Origin of the sequence: Streptomyces canus, from assembly GCF_041435015.1 — a bacterium.
Lineage (GTDB): Bacteria > Actinomycetota > Actinomycetes > Streptomycetales > Streptomycetaceae > Streptomyces > Streptomyces canus_G.
Window position 1 is genome coordinate 2,948,334 of sequence record NZ_CP107989.1, and the last position, 12,524, is coordinate 2,960,857.

Below are 12,524 nucleotides of genomic sequence, written 5' to 3' on the forward strand. Positions count from 1 at the left end.
GCTCAGCCGGCGTTCTGCGCGGCCTTCTCGACGAACTCCGTCGTGTACGTCTTGTCGAGGTCGACGTCGGCGTTCTGGATGGTGGGGTTGAACGCCTTGAGGACCTTCTCGACGGTCTCGGGACCGTTCTCGGGCATCACCCCGTCATTGGTGAACATCGGCAGCGTGTTCTTGATGGCCACCGCGTACAGCAGTTTGTTGCCCTGCGAGTAGTCGGCGGGCATCTTGTCGGCGATCTGGGTCGCGCTGTGCGTGGACATCCACTTGAGCGTCTTGACGAATGCATTGGCCAACTTCTGGACGGTTTCCTTGTGACCGTTGACCCAGTCCGTCTGCATGTACAGGCTTGACGACGGATACGGTCCGCCGAGTGCCTCGGCCGAGCCCTGGGGCGTGCGCATGTCCAGAAGGATCTTTCCGGCCTTCTTGTCCAGGATCGTCGCGACGGTCGGGTCGGTCGTCATGCCTCCGTCGATCGAGCCCTGCTGGAGCGCCGAGATGAAGGTCGGCCCCGCGCCGACGGCGACCGGCGTGAACTCGCTGACCTTCACGCCGTTCTTGACGGCGAGGTACTTGGTGAGGAAGTCGGTCGAGGAGCCGAGGCCCGTGACACCGAGCTTCTTGCCCTTGAAGTCCTTGGCCGAGGTGATGTCGCCCGCCGCCTTGTTGGAGACGATCTCCACCTCACCGGGCGCGTGTGAGAACTGCACGACCGACTCCACGTCCTTGCCCTTGACCTGCAGGTCAAGCGTGTGGTCGTAGAAGCCGACGGCGCCCTGGACCTGGCCGGAGACGAGCGCGGTCTCGGCCTGGACGCCGGCGGGCTCGCTCAGCAGCTCCACGTCGAGTCCCTCGGAGTCGAAGTAGCCGAGCCGCTGGGTGAGCATCGCGGGCAGGTAGATGACCTTGTCGAGGCCACCGACCATGATCTTGACCTTGGTCCCCTTGCCGTCGCCCTTGCTGCCGGCGTCGGCGGACGCCGTGCCGGCCGCGTCGTTGGCACAGGCGGTGAGGGAGGAGAGGGCGAGCAGGCCGGCGGCGGCCAGGGAGGTGTATCTGGCGGTCTTGCGCATGGGGTTCACGTCCTTGTGAGGGGCGGTGCGGGGAAGGGCTGAGCCGGGGACGGGCTGAGCTGAGGTCGGGGAGACCGGCGTGGAAGGCCTCAGCTGTCGGAACTCGCCGGCTTCCAGCGGAAGATGCGGCGCTCGGCGAAGGTGAGCAGACCTTCGGCGAGAAGCGCGACGACGGCGAGGATGACCATCGCGGCGTACACACCGGCCGCGTTGAAGGTGCCCTGGGACTGCGCGACGAGCAGGCCGATGCCCTTGGTCGCGCCGATGTATTCGCCGACGATCGCGCCGATGAGGGCGAAGCCGAAGCTGACGTGCAGGCTGGTGAAGATCCACGAGGTCGCGGACGGGATGACGACCTGAAGCGTCACTCTGCGGTCGCTCGCGCCGAGGATGCGGGCGTTGGCGACCAGGTTGCGGTCGACCTCGCGGGCACCCTGGAAGGCGTTGAAGAAGACCGGGAAGAAGACCAGGACGACGGCCGAGGCCACCTTGGAGGCCGGTCCGAGTCCGAACCAGATCACGAAGATGGGTGCAAGGACAATCCTCGGTATCGAGTTGAGCACCTTGATGTATGGACCAAGCACGTCGGCGAGCAAGGTGATTCGCCCCAACGCAATACCGAAGACCACACCGGCCACCACGCCGACGACCCAGCCCAGCAGCGCCTCGTACAGCGTGTACCAGATCTGTTCGCCCAACGAACCGAGTGCGGTCCCATGCGTCACCCAGGTCCAGATCTGGTCCCAGATCTTCGAGGGCATGGAGAAGTTGAAGGGATCGATGACCTCGGCCCGCGAGAGCACTTCCCACAGACCGAGGACGGCCACCAGGAGCAGCACACGGGAAGCGCTGACAACGATCCGGCGTCTGCGGACGGCACGCGCGCGTGAGTGTGCGCGGTCGGTCTTGCCGCCGGGGTCGGTCAGGGCCGGTGCGGCCTGGGTCTCGGGCATGACGTCAGGCGACATGGGCGGCGCTCCTCTCGCGAGTGATGCGGACCTCTTCGCCGAGGGACTCCCAGATCTCGCGGTAGATCTCGATGAACCGCGGCTCCAGTCGTACCGACTCGACCTTGCGCGGCCGCGGGAGGTCGATGTCGAAGACCTGCTTGACGGTGGCGGGTCCGGCGGTCATCACAACGACCTTGTCGGCCAGCGCGATGGACTCCTCCAGGTCATGGGTGACGAAGACGACGGAGGCGCCCGTGCCCTCCCACAGTTCGAGGAGTTCGTCGGACATCAGGGCCCGGGTCTGCACGTCGAGCGCGGAGAACGGCTCGTCCATCAGCAGGATCTCGGGATCGTTGACGAAGGTGGCGGCGAGCGCGACCCGCTTGCGCATGCCGCCGGAGAGCTGATGGGGGTAGCGGTCCTCGAAGGCCGCGAGCCCGACCCGGGCCAGCCATTCCCGCGCCTTCTGCCTGGCCTCCGCCTTGGGCACACCGCGGAAGCGAGGGCCGGCCATGACGTTGGACAGGACGGTGCGCCAGGGGAAGGTGGCGTCCTGCTGGAAGACGAAACCGACCTTGTCTCCGACTCCGCGAACCGGCTCCCCGACGACCAGGACCTCCCCCTCGGAGGGTTCTTCCAACCCGCTGACCAGGGTCAACGTGGTCGACTTGCCGCAGCCCGTCGGCCCCACGACCGCCACGAACTCCCCCCGCCCCACGGTGAGGTCAAGTCCCCTGACGGCTGTGTGCAGACCCCCCGACGGGGTCCGGAATGTCTTGCTCGCGCCCCGCAACTCGATGGCGGGGCTGGTGTCTGCGCTCATGGCCGGGGACGGTAGATGTGGCGTGCGCCACGGCATCAGTCTTCTGGGCACATGCCGTTCTTTTGCTTGCAACGACCTGTTGTGCTCGTTTTGCGCGCGCTACAACAGCGAAGCCGAAACACGGGCGTGACGCCCGCCAGGCCTTGAGGGAAAGAGGCCCGATGATTGACGTCCTGGTCGTGGACGACGACTTCCGTGTCGCCGAGATCAACGCCAAGTACGTGGGAAAGGTGCCCGGCTTCCGGGTGGCCGCTCGCGCCCACAGTGCTGCCCAGGCACTGGCCAGCGTGCAGCGCGGGACCATCGATCTGATCCTGCTCGACCACTACCTGCCCGACCAGACGGGCCTCAAGCTCGTCCATCGGATGCGGGAACAGGGCCACGGCACCGACGTCATCATGATCACGGCAGCCGGGGACGTGACGACCGTCCAGGCCGCGATGCGCCTGGGCGCCCTCCACTACCTGGTCAAACCTTTCACCTTCGCGGCCCTGCGCACCCGGCTGGACTCCTACGCCGCGCTGCGCCGCACCGTCGACCGGGTCGGCGGCCGCGGCATCGCCGGTCAGGAACAGGTCGACAGGATCTTCAGCGCCCTGCGCACCACCCCGGCTCCGCCGTCCCCCGGCCTGCCCAGCGGCCACTCGGAGCCGACGACGGACCTCATCTGCCGCGTCCTGCATCACGCCGACCACCCCCTGTCGGCCCACGAGGTCGCCGCCGAGACGGGCCTGAGCCGCTCCACCGCCCAGCGCTACCTCCGCCATCTCGAACAGGCCGGCCGCCTCCGCCTGACCCTCAGATACGGCGACACGGGGCGGCCGGAGCACCGCTACGCGTGGGTGGCGCCGTAGCGGTACGCCTCGAAGGGCCTCGACGGCAGAAGTCGTACGACGAAGACCGATGCCGTACAAGGACGAGGGCGCCGCCCGATCACGGGCGCCGCGCCTACACGGCCCCCGCTCCCGTGAGCGACCGCACCTCGGTCTCCGCGTGCTTGGCCTCGTCGGCGACCTCCGCCGAGGTGACCGTGCCGAGCCAGCCCGCGACGAAGCCCAGCGGGATGGAGACCAGACCGGGGTTCTGCAGCGGGAAGTACTGGAAGTCCACGCCGGGGAAGAGCGATTCGGGGCTGCCGGACACCACGGGCGACAGCAGCACCAGGGTCATGGCCGGCAGGAGTCCGCCGTAGACGGACCACACGGCGCCCCGGGTGGTGAACCCGCGCCAGAACAGCGAGTAGAGCAGCACCGGCAGATTCGCGGACGCCGCGACGGCGAAGGCAAGGCCCACCAGGAAGGCGACGTTGAGGTCGCGGGCCAGGAGGCCGAGAGCGATCGCGATCACGCCGATCCCGACGGCGGCAGTCCTGGCCACGGCCACCTCGCTGTGCGGCTTGGCCCGCCGACGCCGCAGTGAGGCGTACAGGTCATGGGCGACGGAGGCCGAGGAGGCGAGCGTGATGCCGGCGACGACGGCGAGGATCGTGGCGAAGGCCACGGCGGCGACGACAGCGAACAGAACCGTTCCTCCCGTGGAGCCCGCGCCGCCGCCCAGGTCGAGGGCCAGGAGGGGAACCGCGGTGTTCCCCGCGGCGTTCGATCCCCGTACGGCCTCGGGCCCCACGATCGCCGCGGCACCGAACCCCAGGACGATCGTCATCAGATAGAAACCGCCGATGAGCCCGATCGACCAGACCACCGAGCGCCGTGCGGCGCGTGCCGTGGGCACGGTGTAGAAGCGGGACAGGATGTGCGGCAGGCCGGCCGTACCGAGCACGAGGGCGAGTCCCAGGCTGATGAAGTCGAGGCGGGCGGTCCAGTCCCCGCCGTACTTCAGGCCGGGCGCCAGGAACGACTGACCGTGGCCACTGCGCTCCGCCGCCGTGAGCAGGAGTTGGTCGAAGTCGCCGTGGAACCGCACCAGCACGAGCACGGTCAGCGCGATGGTCCCGCAGAGCAGCAGGACCGCCTTGACGATCTGGATCCAGGTGGTCGCCCGCATCCCTCCCAGGGACACGTAGATCACCATGAGCGCCCCGACGGCGATGACGGTCCAGGACTGTGCCGCCTCGCTGGTGCCGCCGAGCAGCAGTGCGACCAGGCTGCCCGCGCCCACCATCTGTGCCACCAGATACAGAACGGACACGGTGACCGAGGAAGTTCCCGCCGCGATGCGCACCGGCCGCTCGCTCATCCGCGCGGCGACCACGTCGGCGAGCGTGAACCGCCCGCAGTTGCGCACCAGTTCGGCAACGAGAAACAGCACCACCAGCCAGGCCACGAGAAAGCCCACCGAGTAGAGCATCCCGTCGTACCCGAAGAGCGCGATGAGCCCGGAGATACCGAGGAAGGACGCGGCCGACATGTAGTCGCCCGCGATGGCAAAACCATTCTCCATCGGCGAGAACAACCGCCCGCCCGCGTAGAACTCCTCCGCCGAACCGTGCCGGTGGCGGCTCACCCACGTCGTGATCCCCAGCGTGACCGCGACGAACGCACTGAACAGCAGCAGCGCCAAGGTCTGGTGGTCCCCCGTCATGACGACGCACCGCCCCGTGCCGTGCGCGTCAGTTCCTGGGTGTCCCACCGCAGTTCGAGCGCGGCCCGGTCCCGGCGCAGCCTCGCATGGCGGGCATAGGCCCAGGTCAGCAGGAAGGTGGTGAGGAACTGCCCGAGTCCCGCGAGCATCGCCACGTTCACCGCACCGGCGACCGGCCGCGCCATCAGTCCCGGCGCGCTCGTCGCTGTCACGACATAGGCCACGTACCACGCGAAGAACCCGATGCCCGCGGGCACCACGAACCTCCGGTACCGGCTGCGCACTTCCTGAAAGGCCGCGCTGCGCTGCACTTCGAGGTAGACGTCGGCCGCCGCGGCGTCCCGGTCCTCGCGCTGCGCGCGTGCCGTCGCAACCGGGCCCGCGGATGTACCGTCACCGCCCGTCTCGCCCCAGCCGGAGGCAAGCGCGTCATACCAGGGGTCGTCGTACCGCACACCGGCGGACGCCTCCGCGCGGGCCACATCGTGGCTGTCGTGGTTCTCGGCCGAACTCTCGGCATCACCCCCGCTTCCGCGGGGACGAGCGTTGCTTGACTGCATGCCCAAGGATGGACAGAACGGGAAGATCCCTGACTCTTCTTCCCTACCCTCTTCACCCCATCAGGTGATTCCTCCCATCGGTGGCCGTACAAGCCCCTTCGCATAGGCGTAACGCACCGCCTGCGCGCGGTCCTTGATGCCCGTCTTGGCGAAGAGGTTGTTGATATGGGTCTTCACCGTGGCGGTGGAGACATGCAGCTTCCGGGCGATCTCCTGGTTGCTCAGTCCCTCTGCGATCAGCGCCAGCACCTCGACCTCGCGCGCGGTGAGCCCGTCGGGCGCCTCCGCGGACACCGGCTGGGGCGGCTCGGGGTCCGACAGCCGCTCCAGCAGCCGACGCTGAATGCTCGGCGACAGTCCGGCGTCCCCGGAGAGCACGCTCCGCACGGCCCGCACGATCTCGTCACCTCCCGCGTCCTTGGTGAGATAACCGCGCGCCCCCGCCCTGAGTGCGGGAAACAGCGACTCGTCGTCCGCGAAGGTCGTCAGCACCACGACCTGCGTCCCGGGGTGCTCGGCGCGGATCCTCCGGGTCGCCTCCACCCCGTCGCAGCGAGGCATGCGCAGGTCCATCAGCACCACGTCCGGGGCGAGTTCCGCGACGAGCTCCACCGCCTCCTCACCGTCCCCGGCCGCGCCCACCACTTCGATCCCCGGCAGCAGGCCGAGCAGCATCACGATGCCTTCGCGCACCACGGTCTGGTCGTCGGCGACCACCACTCGCGCAGGCCTCGGCTCCGCCTCCTCCGTCATACCGGCACCTTCAACGTCACCACGAACCCTTCGTCGTCCGGCCCGGCGTCCAGCGAACCGCCCAGCAGTTCGGCGCGCTCCCGCATCCCCAGCAGACCGTACCCGCCTCCGGTGGCGGTGAGTTCACCAGGCGAACCGCCCGAGTCCCGCACGACCAGCGTCACCTGGTCCCCGGCGTAATCCAGCCACACCCGGATCTTGGCTCCCGGGGCATGCTTGCGGACATTGGTCAGTGCCTCCTGCGCGACCCTGCGCACGGCCTGCGACGCCTCGGCCGGCAACGGTCTGCGCTCACCCGAAATGGTGGTCTCGGCTCCGTCGGCCGTCCCGACGAGCTGGGTCAGGAATTCCTCCAGCGGAGTCATGTCACCCCGCAGAGCCGACAGCGCCTGCCGGGTCTCCGCGAGACCGTCGCGGGCCATGCCCCGGGCCGCCACCACCCTTTCGAGGATCTGGTCCCGGTCCGCGCCGCCCTCGATCAGCAGCCGGGCCGCCTCCAGGTGCACGAGCTGGGCGGAGAGACTGTGGGCCAGCACGTCGTGGATCTCCCGAGCGATACGGGCCCGCTCCGCGAGTGCGGCCGACTCCGCCTCGGCCGCCCGCGCGGCCCGCTCCTGGTTGAGCAGCTGCTGCGCGTTGCCGCGGGCCTCGGCGTCCAACCGCAGGACGTAGCCGGCCAGGGCGAGCCCCGCCGTCGTGGCCAGGGTGGTCAGCCACACGTCGTCGTTGACGGCGGCGTAGAGGGCGAGAGCGCTCACGGTCACCGGCAGGGCGGCGGCAATGGGCAGCCGTTCCAGAGCGGTGATGGCGCAGCCGCACCACAGGACGAGGGCGACGACTCCGAAGTCGGCGGCCTGGGCGGCGACGGCGATCGCCAGGAGGACGCCGTAGAGCGCCAGGGAGGGCCAGAGCCGGTGCTCCAGGGTGGTGCGGAAGAGTGCCCAGGCGACGACTGCGGACAGGAGGATTCCCGCCACTGCTCCGAGCACGCCCCAGCCCTGGACATGGCTGCTGTTGAAAGCGCCCCAGAGGAGCATGGCGAGTACCAGCGACCGCGTGACCCAGCCGAGCAGGCGCCGGGGACGCGTGGTCGCCTCACGCCCGAGTGCCTCCCGGGATGGCCAGCGGGTCCAGGCGTTGTCCGTCACACGCGTTCCTTCCCCGTGTACCGGAACATGGGCTCACCGTACGCCGGGACGGATGCGGGGGCAGGACGCAGGGAGTGCGCTCGCCCGACGAGTATCCCGGAGCGCACGAGCAGGGTGGCCGCCAGGGCGAGCAGCAGTGCGGAGGAGTCCTGGTGGACACCGAGCGCCGCGCCGAGCGCGAAGAGGCCCACGCGCAGTCCGATGCCGGCGGCCCAGACGGCCCCGCTCGCCTTGGTACTCCTGCTCCACACCGCGCCGTCCGGCTCCGTCCATATCCGGCTCGTCCAGGCCCAGCCGGCCCCGATGGCGAGGCCGGTGAGCAGCTCGGCGGTGAGCAGGGCTGCCGATGCCGTGCGGTGATGGGCGTCCACCAGCCCCGGTTCGCGAAGTGCCACGACGGCGAGGACAGCGGGCAACAGCCACCAGCGCCGACCGGTGTCGATCCGGCTCGCCCGGAACTGCCGGGCGATCACCACGACCACCGCGACCACGATCAGCAACGCGTCGACGAGCCCGGACATGACAGCCTCCGTGAGCGAGGAAGGGTCTGCCGGCAGCGGACGCCGCCGACACCTTCGAAGCTACGGATATCCGCAGGCCGGGAGATCGGAGCAGGGGTGGATCACAGGTGGATTCCCATACCCCGGGACCGTCCACCCACGGGTGGAGAGGCCAGCCCAGAGCCCTGGACGCAACCCTCCGATCCCACCACCGACTCCCACGAGGGTCGCCGATACTCAACCGCGAAAGCCGCCGGGTGCAGCCGAGGCCGGTTGCAAACCCGGCCCCGGCCCCGGCCCCCAGTCTCAGCCCAGCGACTATGCGTCGATACGCGACCGATCGAGGGTCGCCGCAGACCCGGAGATGAACTCCTTCCGCGGCGCCACGTCATTGCCCATCAGCAGATCGAAGACCTGCTCCGCGGCCTCCAGGTCGGCGAGGTTGATCCGCCGCAGCGTCCGGTGCCGCGGATCCATCGTCGTCTCGGCCAGCTGATCGGCGTCCATCTCGCCCAGACCCTTGTACCGCTGGATGGAGTCCTTGTACCGGACCCCCTTGCTCTGGAACTCGAGCAGCTTCTCGCGCAGCTCACGGTCCGAGTACGTGTAGACGTACTTGTCCTGCCCCTTCTTCGGCTGGACGAGCTCGATGCGGTGCAGCGGCGGCACCGCGGCGAACACCCGCCCCGCCTCGACCATGGGCCGCATGTAGCGCTGGAACAGCGTCAGCAGCAGGCACCGGATGTGAGAGCCGTCGACGTCGGCGTCGGTCATCATGATGATCTTGCCGTAGCGGGCGGCGTCGATGTCGAAGGTCCGGCCGGAGCCTGCTCCTATGACCTGGATGATCGCACCGCACTCGACGTTCTTGAGCATGTCCGTGACGGACGACTTCTGGACGTTGAGGATCTTGCCGCGGATGGGCAGCAGCGCCTGGAACTCGGAGTTCCGGGCGAGCTTCGCCGTGCCGAGCGCGGAGTCACCCTCGACGATGAACAGTTCGCTTCGGTCGACGTCGTCGCTTCGGCAGTCGGCGAGCTTGGCGGGCAGCGAGGAGGACTCCAGGGCCGTCTTCCGGCGCTGTGCGTCCTTGTGCTGACGGGCCGCGATACGCGTGCGCGCGGCGGCGACCGCCTTCTCCATGACGACCCGGGCCTGGGCCGCGGCGTCCCGTTTCGTGGACGTCAGGAACGCCTTGAGCTCCTTGGAGATCACGGTGCTCACGATGCGACGGGCCGCCGACGTGCCGAGGACTTCCTTGGTCTGGCCCTCGAACTGCGGCTCGGCGAGGCGGACGGTGACGACCGCCGTCAGGCCCTCGAGGGCGTCGTCCTTGACGATGTCGTCCTCGGCGACGCGCAGCAGCTTCTTGGCGCGCAGCACTTCGTTCATCGTCTTGGCGACGGCCTGTTCGAAGCCGGCGACATGGGTGCCGCCCTTGGGCGTGGCGATGATGTTGACGAACGACTTCAGGGTCGTGTCGTAGCCGGTCCCCCAACGCATCGCGACATCCACACCGAGTTCTCGGGTGACCTCGGTGGGCGTCATCTGGCCGTGGTCGTCGAGAACCGGGACGGTCTCCTTGAACGTGCCTTGCCCGGAGAAGCGGAGGACGTCGTTGACCGGCTTGTCGGTGGCCAGGTACTCGCAGAACTCGCTGATGCCGCCGTCGAAGCGGAAGGACTCCTCGCCCTTGCTGCCGCCCTCGCCCAGGCCGTACTCGTCGCGGACGACGATGGTCAGGCCCGGCACCAGGAACGCGGTCTGACGAGCGCGCTGGTGCAGGTTCTCCAGGGAGAGCTTGGCGTCCTTGAGGAAGATCTGCCGGTCGGCCCAGTACCGCACGCGCGTGCCGTTCCGGGTCTTGGGGATCCTCTTGGTCTTGCGCAGGCCGCTCGCGGCCTCGAACTTGGCATCGGCGCCGTTCGCCGCGAAGGCACCCGGCACGCCGCGCCGGAAACTGATCGCGTGAGTGTGGCCACCACGGTCCACCTCGACGTCCAGCCGCGCGGACAAGGCGTTCACCACGGAGGCGCCCACGCCGTGCAGACCGCCGGAGGCGGCATACGAGCCGCCGCCGAACTTGCCACCGGCGTGCAGCTTGGTCATGACGACCTCTACACCGGACAGGCCCGTCTTGGGCTCGACGTCGACCGGGATGCCCCGGCCGTTGTCCCGGACCTCCACGGAGGCGTCGTCGTGGAGGATCACCTCGATGTGGTCGCAGTACTCGCCCAGGGCTTCGTCGACGGAGTTGTCGATGATCTCCCACAGACAGTGCATCAGACCACGACTGTCGGTCGAGCCGATGTACATTCCCGGGCGCTTGCGTACGGCCTCGAGCCCCTCGAGGACGAGCAGGTGCCGCGCGGTGTAGTTGGAACCGTCCCGGTCTGCTCCTGCCAGCAGAGCTGTGGACGGCACGGACGTTTCGGCGGTCACGCGGTTCGCTCCTCGCTGAATTTCAGTTGGGGCCCTTCTGGGTAAGGGCGCGGCATCGGTCGCCGCCATGAGGGTACCGAGGCCTGGTAGAGCCGTTGTAACGCCACCCTCGTGTGGAAACACAGAGTAGTCCAGGGTCGCATACCTGTTCGATCCCTCGATGGGGTGAAGTACATATCACGTTCCCTTACAGGCATGAACCATTTAGGCTCCGGGCACGTCCTCATGAACAACCGGCAACCCAGCCGGGAGGACCGACCTTGACCGACAGTGCGAAACCGTAAGACACACAGACACGCAATACGGCACATTCGCCGCCAAACCGGCAGCAGCCGGCCGCCCGGAAAATTTCTCTCTGGGTGAAGCCCCGAGCGGGAACGTTTTGGGGCTGGTTGGATGTTGACCCTGGTACGACAGCTCGTCGAGCTAGAGAAGAGGCGACGTGACTACTGTTCTGACCCCCGCGAGCCCGCTGACGGCCGCTGACCGCTGCGACCGCTGCGGCGCCCAGGCGTACGTGCGCGTCGTGCTGCTCAGCGGCGGAGAACTGCTCTTCTGCGCCCACCACGGTCGCAAGTTCGAGCCGGAACTCAAGAAGATCGCCGCTGAGATACAGGACGAGACGGAGCGACTCACGTCTGTTCCGGCATCCGTCTCAGAAGAAGAGCGCTGACACTTCGCGTCCACGACGAGCCAGCTCCGGCACAGGCCGGCATGAGGGCGGCTGCCCCTGTTCCCAGGGACAGCCGCCCTTGCTCATGGTTCTGCGGGGGCGCTCAGCGCCCCCGAGGCATTGTCACGCGGTGCCGTGGCGTCCGTCGGCCGCGTTGCGACCGTCCCGGTCCAGCGTCCGCATGACCTCGGACACACGGGTATAGACACCGGGCTGGCCCGGTCGCCCACAGCCGCTGCCCCAGGAGACCAGCCCGACCAGCTTGCCCTGGGCGACCAGCGGTCCCCCGCTGTCCCCCTGGCAGGCGTCACGACCACCGCGCTCCTCCCCGGCGCACAGCATGCTGTCGGCCAGGTAGGTGCCGTCGCCGCCACCCGGATAGGCCTCCCCACAGCGCGCGTCGGACATCAGGTGCACGCGTGCCGCGCGCAGACGGCGGGCGTAGTCACCCCCGCCCGTGACGTCGCCCCAGCCGTAGACCGTGGCAGGAGTTCCCGGCTCGTACGCCGGATCGCCGGCGGCCGACATGGCGATGACCGCGTCCTGCGGCAGCGGCTCGGCGAGTGTGAGAACAGCGAAGTCCCCCGCGTTGGTCTGTGGGTCGTAGCCCGGATTCACCCTCACCTCACGTACTGCGATCTCCACCCCCTGGTCCGAGAGCAGATCCGTACGGCCGGCGATGACACGGAAGTCACTCACCTGCTCCGGCGGCGCCCCCAGGACGTCCTCGCCCATACAGTGGGCCGCCGTGAGCACCGTGGTACGGCCGACGGCGACACCGCCGCAGAACTGGCCGGCGCGCGTACCTCCGAACCGGTCACGGCTGGACAGGGCGACCGTCCAGGGCGCCTCGGACACATCGACCGGGAATCCCCCGACGACGATGCTGTCGGCGGCCACGGGGGCGGCCGACGCCAGCGGTATGGCCGTCGCCACGGCCGCCAGAATCAGCGGCCGGGCCAACGCCCGGGCAATGGGATGACGCATGCATGCTCCTCACTCCGGGTTGGTGATCGGAAACCCAGAGTCATGCAGGGAGCCTGCACGCGCAGCACGAAGGC

Annotated in this window: 12 protein-coding genes; 2 read left to right on the top strand and 10 right to left on the bottom strand. The window is 68.7% G+C overall.

Translation table 11 applies throughout. From position 1 onward, the window contains the following. Positions 1–2: 2 nt before the first annotated feature. The 3 genes from OG841_RS13090 to OG841_RS13100 form a co-directional block, all read right to left on the bottom strand. On the bottom strand, positions 3–1,073 hold the full coding sequence (locus OG841_RS13090; RefSeq protein WP_328641314.1) for an ABC transporter substrate-binding protein: 1,071 nt from the start codon (positions 1,071–1,073) through the stop codon (positions 3–5). A gap of 89 nt (positions 1,074–1,162) precedes the next feature. Further along, positions 1,163–2,041 carry an ABC transporter permease gene (locus tag OG841_RS13095; RefSeq protein ID WP_328641313.1) on the bottom strand — a complete coding sequence of 293 codons (879 nt, stop codon included), beginning with the start codon at positions 2,039–2,041 and terminating at the stop codon, positions 1,163–1,165. Beyond that, entirely contained in the window at positions 2,031–2,846 is an 816-nt protein-coding gene (locus OG841_RS13100) for an ABC transporter ATP-binding protein (protein WP_020121891.1), read from the bottom strand. Before OG841_RS13100 ends, OG841_RS13095 begins: the two co-directional genes overlap by 11 nt. 161 nt (positions 2,847–3,007) lie before the next feature. Here OG841_RS13100 and OG841_RS13105 point away from each other — a divergent pair, with 161 nt between their 5' ends. Beyond that, positions 3,008–3,700, top strand: a complete 693-nt coding sequence (locus OG841_RS13105; RefSeq protein WP_371565331.1) for a response regulator — start codon at positions 3,008–3,010, stop codon at positions 3,698–3,700. Between the two features lie 94 nt (positions 3,701–3,794). On the opposite strand, the gene OG841_RS13110 is transcribed toward OG841_RS13105, so the two are convergent. The 6 genes from OG841_RS13110 to OG841_RS13135 all read right to left on the bottom strand — a co-directional run bounded on the left by OG841_RS13110 (position 3,795) and on the right by OG841_RS13135 (position 10,790). Beyond that, positions 3,795–5,387 carry a solute symporter family protein gene (locus tag OG841_RS13110; RefSeq protein ID WP_328641312.1) on the bottom strand — a complete coding sequence of 531 codons (1,593 nt, stop codon included), beginning with the start codon at positions 5,385–5,387 and terminating at the stop codon, positions 3,795–3,797. After that, a complete protein-coding gene (locus tag OG841_RS13115) occupies positions 5,384–5,947 on the bottom strand; it encodes a DUF485 domain-containing protein (RefSeq protein ID WP_328641311.1) in 564 nt (187 codons plus the stop codon). The genes OG841_RS13110 and OG841_RS13115 overlap by 4 nt, the downstream gene beginning before the upstream one ends. 60 nt (positions 5,948–6,007) lie before the next feature. Beyond that, complete coding sequence (locus OG841_RS13120) at positions 6,008–6,700, bottom strand: response regulator transcription factor (protein WP_328641310.1); 693 nt, start codon at positions 6,698–6,700, stop codon at positions 6,008–6,010. After that, positions 6,697–7,848, bottom strand: a complete 1,152-nt coding sequence (locus OG841_RS13125) for a sensor histidine kinase (protein ID WP_328641309.1) — start codon at positions 7,846–7,848, stop codon at positions 6,697–6,699. The genes OG841_RS13120 and OG841_RS13125 overlap by 4 nt, the downstream gene beginning before the upstream one ends. Beyond that, on the bottom strand, positions 7,845–8,369 hold the full coding sequence (locus OG841_RS13130) for a DUF1453 domain-containing protein (RefSeq protein ID WP_371565333.1): 525 nt from the start codon (positions 8,367–8,369) through the stop codon (positions 7,845–7,847). Before OG841_RS13130 ends, OG841_RS13125 begins: the two co-directional genes overlap by 4 nt. Before the next feature lie 297 nt (positions 8,370–8,666). Further along, positions 8,667–10,790 carry a DNA gyrase/topoisomerase IV subunit B gene (locus OG841_RS13135; protein ID WP_328641307.1) on the bottom strand — a complete coding sequence of 708 codons (2,124 nt, stop codon included), beginning with the start codon at positions 10,788–10,790 and terminating at the stop codon, positions 8,667–8,669. A gap of 442 nt (positions 10,791–11,232) precedes the next feature. Here OG841_RS13135 and OG841_RS13140 point away from each other — a divergent pair, with 442 nt between their 5' ends. Next, positions 11,233–11,463, top strand: a complete 231-nt coding sequence (locus tag OG841_RS13140) for a DUF7455 domain-containing protein (protein WP_057611313.1) — start codon at positions 11,233–11,235, stop codon at positions 11,461–11,463. Between the two features lie 123 nt (positions 11,464–11,586). Here the strand turns inward: OG841_RS13140 and OG841_RS13145 are convergent, their stop codons facing one another. After that, positions 11,587–12,450, bottom strand: a complete 864-nt coding sequence (locus OG841_RS13145; protein ID WP_371565336.1) for a S1 family peptidase — start codon at positions 12,448–12,450, stop codon at positions 11,587–11,589. Positions 12,451–12,524 lie beyond the last annotated feature (74 nt).